The 15872-nt window shown below is 65.4% G+C and carries 20 protein-coding genes; 10 read left to right on the top strand and 10 right to left on the bottom strand.

The features are described 5' to 3' along the window. Positions 1–215: 215 nt before the first annotated feature. Complete coding sequence (locus E2E27_RS11965; protein WP_141459473.1) at positions 216–860, top strand: S24 family peptidase; 645 nt, start codon at positions 216–218, stop codon at positions 858–860. Between the two features lie 10 nt (positions 861–870). Then, positions 871–1278, top strand: a complete 408-nt coding sequence (locus E2E27_RS11970; RefSeq protein WP_141459475.1) for a thermonuclease family protein — start codon at positions 871–873, stop codon at positions 1276–1278. A gap of 373 nt (positions 1279–1651) precedes the next feature. Here the strand turns inward: E2E27_RS11970 and E2E27_RS11975 are convergent, their stop codons facing one another. Beyond that, positions 1652–2551 carry a crotonase/enoyl-CoA hydratase family protein gene (locus E2E27_RS11975; protein ID WP_141459477.1) on the bottom strand — a complete coding sequence of 300 codons (900 nt, stop codon included), beginning with the start codon at positions 2549–2551 and terminating at the stop codon, positions 1652–1654. Positions 2552–2627: 76 nt separating this feature from the next. On the opposite strand from E2E27_RS11975, the gene E2E27_RS11980 reads away from it, so the two are divergent. Then, a complete protein-coding gene (locus tag E2E27_RS11980) occupies positions 2628–3272 on the top strand; it encodes a TetR/AcrR family transcriptional regulator (protein ID WP_141459479.1) in 645 nt (214 codons plus the stop codon). Beyond that, positions 3269–4891 carry an AMP-binding protein gene (locus E2E27_RS11985; protein WP_141459481.1) on the top strand — a complete coding sequence of 541 codons (1623 nt, stop codon included), beginning with the start codon at positions 3269–3271 and terminating at the stop codon, positions 4889–4891. The genes E2E27_RS11980 and E2E27_RS11985 overlap by 4 nt, the downstream gene beginning before the upstream one ends. Before the next feature lie 235 nt (positions 4892–5126). On the opposite strand, the gene E2E27_RS11990 is transcribed toward E2E27_RS11985, so the two are convergent. The 3 genes from E2E27_RS11990 to E2E27_RS19200 all read right to left on the bottom strand — a co-directional run bounded on the left by E2E27_RS11990 (position 5127) and on the right by E2E27_RS19200 (position 6728). After that, positions 5127–5468, bottom strand: coding sequence for a Rap1a/Tai family immunity protein (locus tag E2E27_RS11990; RefSeq protein ID WP_133497062.1), 342 nt, complete (start codon positions 5466–5468; stop codon positions 5127–5129). Positions 5469–5689: 221 nt separating this feature from the next. Further along, a complete protein-coding gene (locus E2E27_RS11995; protein ID WP_018251370.1) occupies positions 5690–6589 on the bottom strand; it encodes a DUF1259 domain-containing protein in 900 nt (299 codons plus the stop codon). Positions 6590–6605: 16 nt separating this feature from the next. Continuing rightward, positions 6606–6728 carry a hypothetical protein gene (locus tag E2E27_RS19200; RefSeq protein WP_267903937.1) on the bottom strand — a complete coding sequence of 41 codons (123 nt, stop codon included), beginning with the start codon at positions 6726–6728 and terminating at the stop codon, positions 6606–6608. 94 nt (positions 6729–6822) lie between these two features. On the opposite strand from E2E27_RS19200, the gene E2E27_RS12000 reads away from it, so the two are divergent. Next, entirely contained in the window at positions 6823–7773 is a 951-nt protein-coding gene (locus E2E27_RS12000; protein ID WP_018251372.1) for a chromate resistance protein ChrB domain-containing protein, read from the top strand. Further along, complete coding sequence (gene chrA, locus E2E27_RS12005) at positions 7770–9179, top strand: chromate efflux transporter (protein ID WP_018251373.1); 1410 nt, start codon at positions 7770–7772, stop codon at positions 9177–9179. The genes E2E27_RS12000 and chrA overlap by 4 nt, the downstream gene beginning before the upstream one ends. On the opposite strand, the gene E2E27_RS12010 is transcribed toward chrA, so the two are convergent. Genes E2E27_RS12010 through E2E27_RS12020 form a run of 3 tightly spaced genes read right to left on the bottom strand, consistent with a single transcriptional unit; the run spans position 9176 to position 10754 of the window. Continuing rightward, entirely contained in the window at positions 9176–9526 is a 351-nt protein-coding gene (locus E2E27_RS12010) for a DUF3147 family protein (RefSeq protein WP_018251374.1), read from the bottom strand. The two genes, chrA and E2E27_RS12010, sit on opposite strands and share 4 nt — an antisense overlap. Beyond that, the gene (gene dmeF / locus E2E27_RS12015; protein WP_018251375.1) at positions 9526–10467 is read right to left on the bottom strand and encodes a CDF family Co(II)/Ni(II) efflux transporter DmeF; all 942 of its coding nucleotides are present in this window, start codon (positions 10465–10467) and stop codon (positions 9526–9528) included. The genes E2E27_RS12010 and dmeF overlap by 1 nt, the downstream gene beginning before the upstream one ends. Positions 10468–10478: 11 nt before the next feature. Continuing rightward, the gene (locus tag E2E27_RS12020) at positions 10479–10754 is read right to left on the bottom strand and encodes a metal/formaldehyde-sensitive transcriptional repressor (RefSeq protein WP_018251376.1); all 276 of its coding nucleotides are present in this window, start codon (positions 10752–10754) and stop codon (positions 10479–10481) included. A 150-nt stretch (positions 10755–10904) separates the two neighbouring features. Between E2E27_RS12020 and E2E27_RS12025 the strand changes: the two genes are divergently transcribed. Further along, positions 10905–12248 (top strand): transposase, encoded by a 1344-nt coding sequence (locus tag E2E27_RS12025; RefSeq protein WP_141459483.1) that lies wholly within the window; start codon positions 10905–10907, stop codon positions 12246–12248. A 142-nt stretch (positions 12249–12390) separates the two neighbouring features. On the opposite strand, the gene E2E27_RS12030 is transcribed toward E2E27_RS12025, so the two are convergent. The 3 genes from E2E27_RS12030 to E2E27_RS12040 are packed head-to-tail and all read right to left on the bottom strand — an operon-like array spanning position 12391 to position 13994. After that, entirely contained in the window at positions 12391–12936 is a 546-nt protein-coding gene (locus E2E27_RS12030) for a DsrE family protein (RefSeq protein WP_373853861.1), read from the bottom strand. A gap of 27 nt (positions 12937–12963) precedes the next feature. Further along, positions 12964–13374, bottom strand: coding sequence for an ArsR/SmtB family transcription factor (locus tag E2E27_RS12035; RefSeq protein ID WP_066706233.1), 411 nt, complete (start codon positions 13372–13374; stop codon positions 12964–12966). After that, entirely contained in the window at positions 13371–13994 is a 624-nt protein-coding gene (locus E2E27_RS12040; RefSeq protein WP_066706236.1) for a peroxiredoxin, read from the bottom strand. Before E2E27_RS12040 ends, E2E27_RS12035 begins: the two co-directional genes overlap by 4 nt. A 96-nt stretch (positions 13995–14090) precedes the next feature. Between E2E27_RS12040 and E2E27_RS12045 the strand changes: the two genes are divergently transcribed. The 3 genes from E2E27_RS12045 to E2E27_RS12055 are packed head-to-tail and all read left to right on the top strand — an operon-like array spanning position 14091 to position 15858. Beyond that, positions 14091–14996, top strand: coding sequence for an MBL fold metallo-hydrolase (locus E2E27_RS12045; RefSeq protein WP_234036042.1), 906 nt, complete (start codon positions 14091–14093; stop codon positions 14994–14996). Then, a complete protein-coding gene (locus E2E27_RS12050) occupies positions 14996–15433 on the top strand; it encodes a YeeE/YedE family protein (protein ID WP_174525784.1) in 438 nt (145 codons plus the stop codon). The genes E2E27_RS12045 and E2E27_RS12050 overlap by 1 nt, the downstream gene beginning before the upstream one ends. Further along, a complete protein-coding gene (locus tag E2E27_RS12055; protein WP_066706242.1) occupies positions 15433–15858 on the top strand; it encodes a DUF6691 family protein in 426 nt (141 codons plus the stop codon). Before E2E27_RS12050 ends, E2E27_RS12055 begins: the two co-directional genes overlap by 1 nt. Positions 15859–15872 lie beyond the last annotated feature (14 nt).

Consider the following 15872-nt stretch of genomic DNA (forward strand, 5'->3'; position numbering starts at 1 on the left):
TGCGGAGATCTTGCACAAACCGTGGATCTCCGACGACCTGTCTTCCGAACATGCTGGCTCTTGTGCCGCTGCGCGCCAGATATCTTTCGATCTGCTCGAGAAGCTCCATCGCCTTCGACTCGCTTTCCGCTTGTGTTCCCGTTATGTTCCTACTAGGAAGGTTTCCTAGAGTCTAGGATCGAATTTCCTAGACAGATGCGATAGGACCAGCGGCGATGGAAGACGCACGTAGAACCCTGGACGAACTGATCCAGCAACGAGGCTGCAACTACTCCTCGATTTCCCGCCTTCTCGGGCGCAATGCCGCCTATATCCAGCAGTACATCCGGCGCGGCAGCCCCAGGCAGCTGGACGAGCAGGATCGCGCGGTCCTCGCTCGGTTCTTCGGGGTGGATGAAAAGGTCCTTGGCGCTCCCGAGCGGCGATCCGGTCCGGTCGTCGAACTGGTCCATGTCCCGGTTCTCGCTGTCGAGGCCTCTGCCGGACACGGCGCGCTGGCCGAGATGGAAGCCAAATGTGCCCAGTTCGGGTTCGATGAAAAGTGGCTGCGTCGGCTGACCGCCAGCAAGGCGGCGAGCCTTTCGATCATAGCCGTGCACGGGGATTCGATGGAGCCGACGCTGCACGATGGCGACGAGGTCATGGTCGACCTCGGAGACGGCCAATCCCGCCTGCGCGATGGAATCTATGTCTTGCGCATGGATGACATGCTCAGCGTTAAGCGGGTCGCCATCGAACCGCAGGGCAAGCGGGTGTCGGTGCTCAGCGACAATCCTGCCTATCCAAGCTGGCGCGGCATCGAGAAGCGCACGATCAACATCGTCGGCCGCGTTCTTTGGTTCGGCCGCGCGCTGCGCTAGGCACTTGCCAATGTTTGCACTTCTCGCCGCTTCGATCGTTGCCGCCGGGCAAAGCTTCACCTGTACGCCGACGCATGTCTGGGATGGCGATGGCCCTGTCTGGTGCGCCGAAGGCCCGCATATCCGCATCGCCGGGATCGCCGCGCGCGAAATGGACGGCACCTGCCGGACCAACCAGCCCTGCCCCAATGCCTCGGCGATCGAAGCGCGCGACGCGCTCGTCGATATTCTCGGTGGCCCTCGCGGGACGATTTCGACGGGGCATATCGTGGTGCGAGGACCAAGGCTGACCTGCCGGTCCGAAGGTTCGGCAGGAGGCAACAGGACAGCGGCCTGGTGCCGTTTGCCAAGCGGAGCCGATCTCTCCTGCTCCATGATCCACACGCGCACGGTGCTCCGCTGGGACCGCTACTTGTAGGCGCTTGCAATCGTAGCGGCGTCTGCTCGCAAACAGCCGGTTTTTCTGCTCACGCTCTCTGCCACTGGCGGGTAGCATCCTGCTCAAATTAGCTGCCAGCGTGCTCGCCATCATCCGGGGCTGCTCGCAATCGGACATGGCTGCTCACATTATCCGCTCCGGGCGGATGTCAAAGGCGGGTTCATTTCACGGGCCGGATCGTCCCATTTCTCCGTCTCCAACTGGCCATTTCGGGAATGAGCAATCGGGAACATATTTTGGGAAAACGGCTATTTCCCTGCCGTCCGGCGCGCCTTGCGACCGTCAGCCGTCTCCCTGAACCTTCCCAATCGGGAACGCTGTTCAAGGGAGTCACCTATCGCGCCCACGGAGATTATTTGGGCGCACTGTCGATCTCACGGATCAGGCGACGAGCCTCGTCCCCTTCAGGAATGGAGCGGCCACTGTCACGCCACTCGATCGCCGACTTGAAGCCGTGAGCTTGTGCGTGTCGACGGAACCATAGACCCTCGGGATTGTGACGGGTTATTCCATCGAAGACGGTCGCCATCATCTGTGACTGTTCCAGCCCCATGTTGAGCATGACCTGATTGACCACCAGCTTGTGCATGGCGAGGTGGCTCGCAGGCACGCCCGCGATCCTGGTCGCGAGTTTCAATGCCGCATCGTCCAGTTCCCCGGCGGGCACGGCGAGGTTTGCCAATCCCCAGTCCGCGGCCTGCCGCCCCGAAATCAGGTCGCCGGTGAACATCATCTGCTTGGCGCGCGCAGGGCCGAGGCGGTAGGTCCACATGGCTGTCGTCGGACAGCCCCACACGCGGGTAGGCATGTAGCCGATGCGGGCATCCTCGGCCATGATGAGGAGGTCGCAGCATAGCGCGATGTCACTGCCGCCAGCGGCAGCGGCTCCATGCACCTTGGCGATCGTCGGCTTGCTTGAGCGCCAGAGCGCCATGAAGTTTGCGGTATTCCGCTTCATGTGCGCGTAATCGACCATCGGGTCCCAAGGATCGCGCTCCTGCTGGCAGGGATGATCGTCCTCACTCTCGGCATAGCCGACCAGATCGTAGCCGCCGCAGAACCCCTTCCCCGCGCCCTCGACGATAATCGCGTGAACGGTGTCGTCCGCTTCCGCCCATTCGACCGCGGCGCGTATCTCGCCGGGCATATCGTCGTTGATCGCATTCAGCCGTTCGGGACGATTGAGCAACAGCCGCGCGACCCGCCGATTGGACGGATCGTGATCCACGCGCAGCGTCGAGAACTCGGGCATCGCATCTCTCCTTGGTCAGACCTGACTATCAGCGTTCATCATTGACAGTCAACGCTGACTATCAGATTGTCCGGCCATGGAGAGCAAATCCGCCGTCCAGGGGCCGGTGCGTCGGTCCACGCGCCGCGAACAGCGCGAGGCGACGCGCGATCACATCCTTCTCTCCGCAGTCGCTGTGCTGATAGAGTGCGGTGTCGCCGGCACGACGACGCTGGAGGTGCAGAAGCGATCAGGGGTCGGGCGCGGTACGCTCCTGCATCATTTTCCGACCCATGCCGAGCTGCTCTCGGCGACCGTGGCCGAACTGGTCCGTCGCAACGAGGTCACAGTGCTGCGCGAGCATCGCTCCGCCGCACCGGGCGTCGATCCCCTAGCACACGCGATTGTGTCGCTGGCTTCTGCGGCTGAAAGCCCGTCCTACCTCGCCGAACTGGAACTATGGGCCGTAGCCCGGGCAGACCGCCAGCTTCATGCCGCGCTGCGCGGACCCGAGCGCGCTGCCCGCGCCGAGCGCGACCGCGTCGTCGCTGCCCTGTTCGCACCGATTGCCCACCTGCCCGGCTGCGCGACGGTCATCGCCCTGACCCTCGAACTGGTTCGCGGCATAGCCGTATCGGGGGTCCTTCGGTCAGACACAGACCATCGTCACCGGTTGCTGCGGCATTGGATCGACGCAGCGCGGCTGCTCTTGCATCAACCACCCTCGGAACCCGCTCCATGACCTCGGGACTGACTTCATCCTATCGTGCCGCCGATACCTCCCGACCCGTGTGGGAGATGACTGCGGGCGACGCCTTGCGACGAGCGGCGGAGCTGGCAAGGGATCGTGCCGCACTGGTGGAAGCCGCGCCGAAGGGGCTTGCATCCGTGTCCGGCGCGGCCACGACCGATCGCCGGTGGACCTATGTCGAGTTGCTGGTTGATGCGGAGGCGTGCGCCCGCTGGCTGCTCGCACGGTTCGCTCCTGGCGATCATATCTGCCTGTGGGCGCCGAACGTGCCCGAGTGGGTGATCGTCCAATATGGCGCGGCGCTGGCAGGGCTGGTCCTCGTCACCGCCAATCCGTCGCTCCGTGCCGAGGAACTTCGGCATGTCCTCGACCGATCGAAGGCGAAGGCGCTGATCCACGTCGAGGCGTTCCGCGGGTCGGACATGACGGCTATCGCCCGCATCGCGGCGCCATCGCTCGATCACATCCTGATCGGTGAAGTCGCCGCCGCCATCCCCCGGCATCGCCACGGTTCCCCGCTGCCGGCCGTGTCGCCGCTCGCTCCGGCGCAGATGCAGTTCACGTCCGGCACTACCGGCAGGCCCAAGGGGGCGCTGCTCACGCACCGCGCGCTCGTGACCAACGCATCGCTCGTCGCAACCCGCATCGGACAAGGGGGTGATACGGTGGTGACGCCGATGCCGCTCTTTCATACGGCGGGATCGGTGCTGGGCGTGCTTGGTGCGGTCACCAGCCTGTCGACATTGGTCCTGCCGGTCCTGTTCGATCCGGTGCTGATGCTGGACACGATCCAGCGCGAACGCGGAACAGTGACCAGCGGCGTTCCGACCATGCTGGCCGCCATGATGGCGGAGCTTGATCGCGCCGATTATGACCTCTCCAGCCTCCGCATCCTGTTTTCCGGTGGGGCTCCCGTCGCGCCCGAGTTGCTGGCCCGGGTCGAACAGCGGTTCGGTTGCCGAATGATGTCGGTTTACGGTCAGACCGAACTTAGCCCTATCATCTGTGCAACAGACTACAACGACACGCAGGCCGATCGCGCCGGCACCGCAGGCCGACCGCTGCCGCAGGTCGAGGTCAGGATCGTCCAGCCCGGAACGCACGATCCGCTGCCGCTCGGTGATCAAGGCGAGATACAGGCCCGCGGATATCAGACTATGATCGGCTACTACGGTCAACCGGACGAGACCGACCTCACCCTTCTCGCCGATGGCTGGCTTCGTACCGGCGATCTGGGCCTGATGGATGATCGGGGATACGTCCAGGTCACGGGGCGCCTAAGCGACATGATTATCCGCGGAGGCGAGAATATCTATCCGGCGGAGATCGAAGCCGTCCTGCTGAGGCATCCGGCGATCGCCGAGGTGGCGGTGTTCGGCATTCCACACCCGACATGGGGGGAGACAGTCGCAGCATCCGTCAGATTGCGTGAAGGCTTGGCGACCGTCGATCATCAGCAACTCAAGGACCATTGCCGATCTCTGCTGTCCCCCCAGAAGACGCCTTCCAGTTGGTTTGTCGCCAGCGAGTTTCCGCTAACGGCATCTGGTAAGATTCAGAAGTTCGCACTTAGTCAGCAGGCGGCAGAAGGCAGTCTCCATTCACTTTAGGAAAACGCAAGGGTTCTCGAAACCTGTCTATCTAGGATTCGAGAAAACCGCCAATTTCCCGCTACACCATCCCATGCGAGACGGGATCGCTATGCTTTGGGGTGTCATTCCGCCCCCAACCGGACCCGGCTACCAGCGGCACATTTTTCAACAGCCCCGACCGATTGTTGAACAGGCTGAGCCGAGTGTCTTGCCACGATCAAGGCGAAGTAGCTGAGAGCTTTAGGGGAGCCTGTTAGCGGTTCACTTGCCCCGGACACGGCCAAGCCGAACTCAAGGCCTGTTCGGCCCCCGCGACCATGTGGACACTCTGAAAATAGCTGTCCCGTTCCGCCCAGCGCAGATAGGCCGCACGCAAGGCCGCACGATCATCGCGCGGCGCGCCGCACTCGGCCTTTCGCGCGACGATCATCATGTCCAGCACGCCTTGGAGATATGCTCCACACCTCTGCTCCGCGGCGCGGCAGCTCGCGAGAAGCGCGGCACCTTGCATGTCCGACTGTTTGGTTTGCGCCAGCGCCGGAGCATGAGGAGCGACCGCCCCCATCAGCGCCAAGATCATGGTTGCACGTTTCACCGTTTTCGTCCTTTCCGAACCCGGCTGGGCCGGGTGAAGGGGCGCGTCCGAGCTTAAGGTGCTGACACGCCTCAATCGCATTTTCATTCCTCGCTACCGAGCACCTGGCCTTCGGGCGTCACGAACAGCTCGACTGTCTTGCCAGCGCTGTTCCAGTTGCCCATCGGGCCGTGGTCGGGGTCGGGCGGCGATGACGGCCCGAAAAGCCGATCGCCTGATCGTCAGCTTCGTTGCAGGTTCATTTTGTCAAGGGCAGCGCGCAGGCCGCGGGCGAGCTTGGCTGCATCCTGGTTCGCCCAAAAGTGCATGAAGAACAGGCGCGGCTCGTCGTTCAGCATGTGATTGTGCAGTGCCGTAACTTCGATCCCGCTGGCGCGCAGCGCGCGCATGACCGGATCGACCTCGCTCGCTACCAGCACGAAATCGCCGGTGATCGCGGCCTTGCCGCCCCCGGTCGGCTGGAAGTTGATCGCGGTCGCGGTTCCCATCGTGGGCGGCGTGACCATACCGGCATCCATCAACCTTTCCGCGCGCGGGAAGCTGTATTGGAGGACGCCGCCATTCGGCTTGCCCTTGGCCCCCATCACGCCGTCAAGTGCGGCCGTGTTGAGATCGACGGGCGGCGAGCTGCCGGCCCCGGCTGAGGGCGGTTGCGAGTCCCTGGACGGCGCGGCGAGCGGGGTGCGGCTTTCCGCCAGCGCGGCGCGCAACGCGGTCGCGAGCTTCACCGGGTCGCCATGCCCGGCGATGTGCAGGTACATGGTGGCGGGCGCGGAGCGCAGCAGGTGATTGTGGAGCGCGGTGATCGTGAAGCCGCCGGCCAAGAGGCGGCTTATCACCGGGTTCACCTCCTCGTGCGTCAGCACCAGGTCGCCCATCACCATAGTGTCGTCACCCATCGGCTGGAACGCCGCCCAGGAGCCGAGCGCCAGTGCTGGCTTGATCGCCACGCCGTCGAGAGTGACGTGCAGGTCGGAGCGCGGGAAGCCGTAGCGATGGACACCGCCCGCCTGTTCGGTGCCCGGTCGGCCGAGCGCAGCATCGACCTTGTTCCAGTCGGGCGCGGCCCAGGCCGGGGCGGCGAGCGCGGCGAGAACGCCGGCCAGAAGGGGTTTCATCATCCAATCTCTCCTATCATCAGCGCCGGCACGGATAGGCTTCGCGCAACGCGACGGTCTCCCCGCGCTGCGCGTGCGCCGCGGTAGGAGCGATCCCGCCCGAGACGAGCAGCGCCAGCATGGTCCCGGTCAGACGTGACATCGCCCTCTCCTCGCGCGTTCGCCAACCCAAGCATGTCTATGGTTGCATGAACGATGATGCAACCGTTACACTCCAAAATCCGGATGATACAGTTATGACGAACGCCGAACCCAGCCCTTGGTTGCTGTTGATCCCGCAGCTTCCCGCCAAGCCCGCCTATTTGCGGGTGAAGGTGTGGCGGCGTTTGCAGGCGATCGGGGCCGCGCCGCTCAAGAACGCGGTCCACGCGCTCCCCAACCGCGCCGACACTCGCGCGCTGTTCGAGGATTTGCACCGCGAGATTGCCGACAATGGCGGCGAGGCGCTGATCCTAGAGGCGCGGCTGGTAGGTGGCATCGGTGACCCCGAGCTTCGCGGAACTTTCGACGCGGCGCGCGATGCCGATTACGAGGAGCTGGCGCGCGAGGCGCGGACCTTGGCGGAAGGCGAGTATGTTCCCCCCGGCGAGGTTCGCCGGTTGCGCCGCCGGCTGGACGAGATCGCCGCGATCGACTTCTTCGGCGCGCACGGGCGGCAAACGGCCGAGGCGGCGCTTGCCCCGGCGGAAGCCCGGGCGGGCCAGCACCCCGACGTGACCGGGCCGGGCGCGCCCGAGCTGGCCCAGGCCGAGCTTCGCGGGCGCACCTGGGTCACGCGCGTCCACATCCACGTCGACCGCATCGCGTCAGCGTGGTTGATCCGGCGCTTCATCGACCCGGACGCGACCTTCAAGTTCGTGGAGGGCAAGGGTTACGCCCCCGAGCCCGGCGAGCTGCGCTTCGACATGGCGGACGCCGAGTTCACGCACGAAGGCGACCGCTGCACCTTCGAGACGCTGGTGTTCCGCCGAGGGCTCGACGGCGACCCGGCGCTCGTCGCGCTGTCGGAGATCATCCACGACCTCGACATCGCCGACGACAAGTTCGGCCGGCCGGAGACGGCCGGCGTCAGCGCGCTGATCGAGGGGATATGCGCCGCCACGCCCGACGACCCCGACCGGCTCGCGCGAGGCGCGGGCGCGCTCGACGGCTTCTACGCCCACTTCACCAGGCGACGAGGAGAATGACGATGGAGGCGACCGCGACCGCGCCGATCGCAGGCCCGAGCCCGCGGGATCACGGCATCCCCTTCGGCGAAGCGCTGCGGGTCTGGGCCAAGGTTGCCGCCTTAAGCTTCGGCGGCCCGGCCGGCCAGATCGCGATGATGCACCGCGTGCTGGTCGAGGAGCGGCGATGGATCGGCGAGGAGCGGTTCCTTCACGCGCTCAACTATTGCATGTTGCTGCCCGGCCCCGAGGCGCAGCAGCTCGCCATCTACATCGGCTGGCTGCTCCACAAGACCAAGGGCGGGCTTGTCGCTGGCGCGCTGTTCGTGCTCCCCGGCCTGGTCGCGATCATGGCGCTGAGCTGGGTCTATGCGCTGTTCGGCAACGTCCCCTTTGTTGAGGCGCTGTTCTTCGGCTTGAAGGCCGCCGTGCTCGCGATCGTGCTTCAGGCCGTCGTGCGCATCGGCTCGCGCGCGCTGAAGAACAACGTCATGCGCGGGATCGCGGCGGCATCGTTCGTGGCGATCTTCTTCCTTGGCGTTCCTTTCCCGATCATCATTCTTGCGGCCGCCATCGCCGGCTTCCTTGGCGGGCGCGCACGCCACCCCGCCTTCATGGGCGGGGGCAGCCACGGTGCATCGGGCGGCAAGATCGTCCGCGATGCCGAAACCGCGCTTGGCGAGCACGTCCCCGACCACGCCCGCCCCAGCCTCGCATGGTCGCTCCGGATCAGCGGTGCGCTCCTCGCGCTGTGGCTCGCGCCGATTGCGGCGCTGCTCGCGTCAGTCGGACCGGGCAATGTGTTCACGCAGATCGCGCTGTTCTTCTCCAAGATGGCGGTGGTGACGTTCGGGGGCGCTTACGCCGTGCTCGCCTATGTCGCTCAGCAGGCCGTCGAAAACTACGGCTGGCTTCGTCCCGGCGAGATGCTGGACGGACTTGGCATGGCGGAGACGACGCCGGGGCCGCTGATCATCGTGACGCAGTTCGTCGGCTTCATGGGCGCGTTCCGGCAAGCGACCGGCTTGCCCCCGCTGCTCGCCGCCACCTTGGGGGGCTTGCTCACGACCTGGGTGACGTTCGTGCCTTGCTTCCTCTGGATCTTCCTGGGCGCGCCGTTCATCGAGAAGCTGCGCGGTAACAAGGCGCTGTCGGCCGCGCTCGCCGCCATCACCGCAGCCGTGGTCGGCGTGGTGCTCAATCTGGCGGTGTGGTTCGCGCTCCACACCCTGTTTCACCAAGTCCGCGCCCTGCCGATCGCCGGCAGGACGCTGGACGTGCCGGTGTTGTCCACCCTCGACCCGGCCGCGCTAGCGTTGACCGTCGCGGCCCTGGTCGCGATGTTCCGGTTCAAGTCGGGCGTGATCCCGACCTTAGGCGCGTGCGCTGCGGCGGGCGTCGCGCTTCGCTTGTCCGGGCTCGCTTAGAGCTGGAGCCCGAAGCGCGGCCCCACCCACGTCATCGCGAGGTAGAGCGCAACCGTGAGGAGACACCCCGAGGCGAGCGCCAGCCAGAACGGCGCGCCGCGGTTGAGCATCGCCGCAATGAGTAGGAACATCGGCAAGGACGGCAGCACGTACCAGAAGGTCGCGCCGGCATGGGCCGCCATGCGCGCCCGATCGTGCGTGTCGCGCCAGAGCCAGATCATGCCCAGCACCGAGACGAGCGGGAGCGAGGCGATCAGCGCGCCGAAACCGGGGCTGCGCTTGGCGATCTCCGACACGGCGACGATGATGACGGCCGATATGCCGGCCTTGAGAAGCAGGTAGAGCATCAGCGCACCTCGACCGTGAGGTGCGCCAGCTCGTGAACCGGCGCGAGCCGCTGGCGGACCAGCTCGCCATTCCGAACGCCGGCGACGCTGACGATCGCCGCGTGCGCTTCCGGTCCGACCTTCCAGACGTGCAGGTCGGTCACTCGGGCGTCGCCGGGAGCTTCGACCAGCTCGCGCACCTCGTCGGCGACATGCGCGTCGGTGCGATCGAGCAGGACGGCGGCCGTGTCGCGCATCAGGCTCCATGACCAGCGGGCGATGACGACCGCGCCGACGATCCCCATGACCGGGTCCATCCAGACCCAGCCGAGATACCGGCCGGCGAGCAGCGCCGCGATGGCGAGGACCGAGGTGAGCGCGTCGGCGAGGACATGAACATAGGCAGAGCGGAGGTTGTTGTCGCCGCCGTGAGAGCCGTGGGCGTGCGCATGATCGTGCCCGTGGTGATGATCGTGCCCGGGCCCGTGCCCGTGATGGTGGTGACCGCTCGAGAGCAGAAAGGCGCTGGCGATGTTCACACCTAGGCCGACGACGGCAATGATCGTGGCCTCCCCGAATGCGACCGTGATGGGCTGAAACAGGCGCAGCACCGATTCCACCCCGATCCCGAGCGCGATCAGGCCGAGCACCATGGCCGAGGCGAAACCGGCGAGGTCGCCAACCTTGCCGGTGCCGAAGCTATAGGCCGGGTTGCGCGCGTGACGCTTGGCATACGCATAAGCCGCCGCAGCGACCGAGAGCGCGCCGGCGTGCGTCGCCATGTGGAACCCGTCCGCGAGCAGCGCCATCGAGCCGGTCAGGTATCCGGCGATGATTTCGCCGACCATCATCACGGCTGTGAGTGCGACCACCCACAGGGTTCGGCGGGCGTTCTCGTCGTGCGAGCTGCCCAGGAAAACGTGATCGTGGGCAAAGCGGTCGATTTCGGAAGCGGTAGGCATCGAGCACAATCCTACTTGGCGTAACGGCGGATCACCGCCAGCAGCTCGTCGGCTCCGTGGGCGCGCTCCTCGTCCGTCAGCCCCGACCGAGCAACGTGCGCTTCCAGGTGTTCGGCGATAATTTCGTCCATCAGCCCGTTCACCGCGCCGCGGACGGCCGCGACCAAGTGCAGAACCGTCGCGCAGGAGTCGCCTGACGTGAGGCCGCGTTCGACGGCCCCGACTTGGCCGGCGATACGACGCACGCGTGCGATCAGGTCGGCGTTGGAACCGGAGAGATGAGCCATATACCCCCCTCCCCTATGCCGGGCAGATCGCAAGAACAACCCGGCGCATTACCGCTGTTCAGAAAACGGCCCGAGACTGTTGAAAAACGGCTGCTTGCGCGGGGTTCGGAGGCGTGATTCACCCCTGAGAGGGGTCGGAGGATCACGAAGATGATGGGTCGGCAGGTGGCACAAGGCGCACTGTTTTACGGCTTCCGGCTGGATGAGCATGTGCCCGCCGACCACCTGCTCCGACGTATCGACGGGCTGCTCGACTTCGGCTTCGTGCGCGAGGCGCTGGCGTCGAGCTACAGCGCGAGCGGGCGACCGTCGATCGACCCGGAGTTAATGCTCAGGATGCTGCTGGTTGGCTACCTGTTCGGCATCCGCTCGGAACGCCGCCTGTGCGAGGAGGTGCACCTCAACCTCGCCTATCGTTGGTTCTGCCGGCTCGATCTGGCCGACCGGGTGCCCGACCATTCCACCTTCTCCAAGAACCGGCACGGCCGCTTCCGCACCTGCGACCTGCATCGTCTGCTGTTCGAGCAGGTAGTCGCGCGGTGCGCCGCGGCCGGGCTGGTAACGGGGCGCGACTTGGCGGTGGACGGCAGCACGATCATGGCCGACGCCAGCCGTGAGAAGAAGCTGAAGGGGGCCGATGCTGCGGACGAGCTTCGTGCCAGGGAAAGCATATCGCGACCCGTCGCCGAATATCTGGCGGCGCTCGATGCCGCCTTGCCGCCGGACCCCGACGAACCGGCGCCCGTCGATTCGACCAGCATCTCGCCGACCGATCCGCAGGCGGCGCTCACCTGCAAGCACGGACCGGCGCGCTACGCATACGCCATCAACCCCCTGCTTGACCTCGACACCGACTGCATCCTCGACGTGGAGGCCACGCCCGCCCGCTTCGCAGCCGAGGTGGCGGCGACCCGGACTCTGGTGTCGCGCGCCGGCACCAGGCTGGGCATCGAACCCGCCAGTCTCTCGGCCGACAAGGCGTATGGTAGCGGTCCGCTGCTTGGCTGGTTGATCGACCGGAACATCACGCCATACATCTCGGTCATCGACCGGACCCGCCAGCGGGACGCCTTCTTCACCCGGGATGCCTTCCGCTACGACCGGGAAGCGGATGCCTACCGCTGTCCGGCGGACAAGCTGCTCGGCTATTGCGGCACCAGACGCGCCAGCCAGGTTCGCGTATACCGAAGCCATGTCGCCGATTGTGCTGGCTGCGAACTGAAGCCCCGATGCACCGTCAGCCGTAAACGCAGCGTCACCCGCCTCGTCAGCGAGGATGCCCGCGATACCGTCCGCGCCCTTGCTGGCACCGACGCCTATGTGCACGCGCGGCGTCGAAGACAGCGGATTGAGCGCGTGTTCGGCCACCTGAAACGCAACCTGGGGCTGCGAACGCTCAAGCTGCGAGGCCTGTCAGGAGCCGCCGAGGAGTTCACCATGGCCGCCGCGGCATACAACCTTCAGCTGCTCGCCCGGCAGGCCGCGCCGGCCTGACACGCGGCGTATCCTACCGTGCCGGCGTCACCAGCCATCCGCCACGCCGATTTCGCGCAGGCCTTTTTCAACGGCCTCGGACGGTTGTGACACTGGCCGAGTTACGGACTGGAATGATAAAACAGGAAGTAGTTCGGTACGATCAGTCAGGGATCAGCGCCCAACCACGTATCTGCAACGTCGCCATTGTGGTGAGAGCCGAGACGTCGACTTCGACAGCCTTATCGACCGTAACCGGAGCGATCCCATTCCCGACTAAAGCCTGGCTGCACACCCGAACGGACACGCCTGCTCGTTTCAGCGCCGCTATCAGGGCAAGATTGGGATTCTTCGCAGCACCGGTTTTTGTCGCATATTCCCCATCTTCGGAAATAATCGGCGTCGCCGGGCCGTGGACGATCACGACCACATCTCCCTGTGCTGGCCGCACGCCGTCCGCCCCGAGCAGGTTCAGGAAGCGTGCGACCTTCTCCAGCGAAGGATTGACCTTGTCGGGAGATGACGCCGCCTTCGTCACGCTGAACAGTACGCGATAGCGCAGGGAGCGATCCGGCCGCTCCAAGGCGCCTTCGATCGGCGTGATCTTGCCATATCCGGCAATCACGGGTTGCTGAGCGGCGACGCCTGCTGACCCGGCACTGCTCATGACGGCAAGGCATCCGGCAACTGCGATAATGGGAAACCGCATCTCATTTTCCTTCCACAACCGGAATGATTATCCGACCCTTGCAAACATGGCCGCGCCCATGTTTTGCGGCCGCGCTGTAACCGACGCCCCGCGCGCTCGCGCCGGACGGGGAGCGGGCGCTGCTTCCTCCACGGCTGTATCGTCGGCGCCGAACATCGCTTCCAGCGTGCGCACGCACAGTGCAGCGGCCTCATCGGCAAGACGGTAGTAGACCTGCTTGGCTTCACGTCTCGTCTTCACCAGCTCGGCGCGGCGCAGCTCGGCAAGCTGCTGGCTGAGGGCCGGTTGGGTCACGCCGGTAGCAGCCTCTATGTCCGCAACCTGACGCTCACCGCCGAGCAGATAGGACAGGATCATGAGACGCTGGGGCTGAGCGAACACCCGCAGCTTCTCAACCGCCGTGTCCGCGATCGCGCGGGATTGATGGATCGCCGTCATCGATCGGCCTTCAACTGATGAAACCAGTCTGCACCGGCGTTGCCCGGCAGGGCAGGCGGCAGCAGAACATCGTCACCCGGCTGCCAATCGGCCGGCATGTAGGCTTGCCCATCGGCCGATCGCTGCAGCGCCCTCACCGTGCGGAGCATCTCGTCGACCGATCGCCCGACGTTCATGGGATACCAGTTGAGCGCACGGATAATGCCCTCGGGATCGATGAAGTAGGTCGCACGCACGGCTGAAGCATCGCCGGCCTGTTCGTCGAGCATGCCATAGGCGTAACCCACGGCCATCGACGGATCTTCCACGACCGGAAACGGCACCTCTACGCCGAAGACATCCTTGATCGCACGCAACCAGGCGACATGCGAATACAGGCTGTCGACCGACAGCCCGAGCAAGGCGCAGTCCAGCTCCTCGAATTGCGGTGCGGCCTTGGTCAGGGCTACAAACTCGCTGGTGCAGACCGGCGTAAAATCAGCCGGGTGCGAGAAGAACACGACCCAGCGACCACGATACTGATCGAGCGTCATTTCGCCCTGCGTCGTGCGGGCGGTAAAATTCGGGGCAACGTCCCCGATACGCAACGAGCGCGGTGCGTCTGCATCCATCGTTTCCATGTTTTTCAGATGGCACGGGGCGCCCGTTGACGCAAGTGGGTTACACGACTACATAAACCGTGAAATCGATAAACGGAGGCAATTGTGGAATCGGCGTTGAGCGAGGCAGTTGCGCAGATTGAACGTGCGAAGGCGGCAGGAGCGCCGGTCGTTCATTCCTTCTCTGATGAGCCGACCAACACCGCGACCTACGTCGTCTGGGACCCTGCCACGCGGAAGGCCGCGGTCGTCGACAGTGTGCTGGATTTTGACGCTGCGGCCGGTCGCACCAAGACGGCGTCGGCGGATGTGGTAATCGCTTATGTGCGGGAGCACGGCCTTTCGGTCGACTGGCTGCTTGAGACCCATGCTCATGCCGATCACCTGTCTGCGGCGCCCTATCTGCAGAAGGCGCTGGGTGGTCAGCTCGCGATCGGCCGCGAGATCATTCGCGTACAGAACGTCTTCGGCAAGATTTTCAACGCCGGCACCGACTTCGAACGCGACGGCTCCGAGTTCGACCGCCTGTTCGACGATGGCGATCGTTTCGCGATCGGCGACATCGAGGCCATCGCGCTGCATGTGCCGGGGCACACCCCCGCCGACATGGCCTATGTCATCGGCGACGCGGTCTTCACCGGCGATACCCTTTTCATGCCGGATTACGGCACAGCACGCGCGGACTTCCCCGGTGGTGATGCGCGCCAGCTATTCCGCTCGATCCGCCGACTGATGCAGTTGCCTGACGAGACGCGGCTGTTCCTGTGTCACGACTACAAGGCTGCGGGTCGCGACCAGTATGTCTGGGAGACGACCGTGGGCGCGCAGCGCGTCGGCAACGTCCATGTCCACGAAGGCGTGGACGAAGACGACTTCGTCGCGATGCGCACCCGTCGCGATGCCACCCTGTCGATGCCCAAGCTCATCCTGCCCTCAGTTCAGGTGAATATGCGCGGCGGCCATCTGCCGGAGCCGGAAGCCAACGGCACCCGCTACCTCAAGATCCCACTGGATGCGCTGTGATGCCCGGATTTCCCCATGCCATGCCGCTCGCCGGCTTTATCGGTGGGCTGATGATCGGTGTCGCTGCGGCGATCATGTTACTGGGCAACGGCCGCATCGCCGGGGTCAGTGGCATGTTCGCCCGTGTCCTCGGCCTTTCCCAAGGAGGCGCGCCCTGGATGATGGCACTCCTGTTTACAGTGGGGCTGCCCCTGGGTGCAGCCCTTGTTGCGGCCAATCGGGATGTGGAAGCCCGCTTCCCGACGTCGCTCGGGCTGATCGCCGTCGCCGGGCTGATCGTCGGGATTGGTACGCGGCTCGGCGCAGGGTGCACCAGCGGTCACGGCGTCTGCGGCCTGTCGCGCCTGTCGCCGCGGTCTATCGTCGCGACGGGTACGTTCATGGCGACCGGTATCGCCACCGTGACCCTCATGCGCCTGGCGGGAGTGGTAGCGTGATGCGGCAAGGCATCCTTTCGCTTGTCAGCGGCACGCTGTTCGGCGCTGGCCTCGCCGTTTCCGGCATGATCGATCCTGCCCGGGTACGTGCGTTTCTCGACGTCACCGGAGCCTGGGATCCGACCCTCGCCTTCGTCATGGCGGGAGCGATCCTGCCGATGGCGATAGCCTGGCTCGTCGTGCGTGGGCGCTCCACGCCGATCGTCGCGGAGCAGTTCTATACGCCCGCCACGTCGCCGATCGACGCGCGCCTCATCGCTGGCGCCGCCTTGTTCGGCATAGGCTGGGGCCTTGTCGGCTTGTGCCCAGGCCCCGCCATCGCCGCACTCGCGATCCAGCCTGCCCCCGCGCTGCTCTTCATCGCTGCGATGGCGCTCGGCGCAGCCATCCACCGCTTCGCACTCATCCCACGCCGTTCGGCATGACCGGACAGGAGACG

The organism is Porphyrobacter sp. YT40 (genome assembly GCF_006542605.1).
Taxonomy (GTDB): Bacteria; Pseudomonadota; Alphaproteobacteria; order Sphingomonadales; family Sphingomonadaceae; genus Erythrobacter.

Coding starts and splice junctions, on each gene's coding strand:
- E2E27_RS11965 (WP_141459473.1), top strand. CDS start 216: ATGGAAGACGCACGTAGAACCCTGGACGAACTGATCCAGCAACGAGGC.
- E2E27_RS11970 (WP_141459475.1), top strand. CDS start 871: ATGTTTGCACTTCTCGCCGCTTCGATCGTTGCCGCCGGGCAAAGCTTC.
- E2E27_RS11975 (WP_141459477.1), bottom strand. CDS start 2,551: ATGCCCGAGTTCTCGACGCTGCGCGTGGATCACGATCCGTCCAATCGG.
- E2E27_RS11980 (WP_141459479.1), top strand. CDS start 2,628: ATGGAGAGCAAATCCGCCGTCCAGGGGCCGGTGCGTCGGTCCACGCGC.
- E2E27_RS11985 (WP_141459481.1), top strand. CDS start 3,269: ATGACCTCGGGACTGACTTCATCCTATCGTGCCGCCGATACCTCCCGA.
- E2E27_RS11995 (WP_018251370.1), bottom strand. CDS start 6,589: ATGATGAAACCCCTTCTGGCCGGCGTTCTCGCCGCGCTCGCCGCCCCG.
- E2E27_RS19200 (WP_267903937.1), bottom strand. CDS start 6,728: ATGTCACGTCTGACCGGGACCATGCTGGCGCTGCTCGTCTCGGGCGGG.
- E2E27_RS12000 (WP_018251372.1), top strand. CDS start 6,823: ATGACGAACGCCGAACCCAGCCCTTGGTTGCTGTTGATCCCGCAGCTT.
- chrA (WP_018251373.1), top strand. CDS start 7,770: ATGACGATGGAGGCGACCGCGACCGCGCCGATCGCAGGCCCGAGCCCG.
- E2E27_RS12010 (WP_018251374.1), bottom strand. CDS start 9,526: ATGCTCTACCTGCTTCTCAAGGCCGGCATATCGGCCGTCATCATCGTC.
- dmeF (WP_018251375.1), bottom strand. CDS start 10,467: ATGCCTACCGCTTCCGAAATCGACCGCTTTGCCCACGATCACGTTTTC.
- E2E27_RS12020 (WP_018251376.1), bottom strand. CDS start 10,754: ATGGCTCATCTCTCCGGTTCCAACGCCGACCTGATCGCACGCGTGCGT.
- E2E27_RS12025 (WP_141459483.1), top strand. CDS start 10,905: ATGATGGGTCGGCAGGTGGCACAAGGCGCACTGTTTTACGGCTTCCGG.
- E2E27_RS12030 (WP_373853861.1), bottom strand. CDS start 12,936: ATGCGGTTTCCCATTATCGCAGTTGCCGGATGCCTTGCCGTCATGAGC.
- E2E27_RS12035 (WP_066706233.1), bottom strand. CDS start 13,374: ATGACGGCGATCCATCAATCCCGCGCGATCGCGGACACGGCGGTTGAG.
- E2E27_RS12040 (WP_066706236.1), bottom strand. CDS start 13,994: ATGGAAACGATGGATGCAGACGCACCGCGCTCGTTGCGTATCGGGGAC.
- E2E27_RS12050 (WP_174525784.1), top strand. CDS start 14,996: ATGCCCGGATTTCCCCATGCCATGCCGCTCGCCGGCTTTATCGGTGGG.
- E2E27_RS12055 (WP_066706242.1), top strand. CDS start 15,433: ATGCGGCAAGGCATCCTTTCGCTTGTCAGCGGCACGCTGTTCGGCGCT.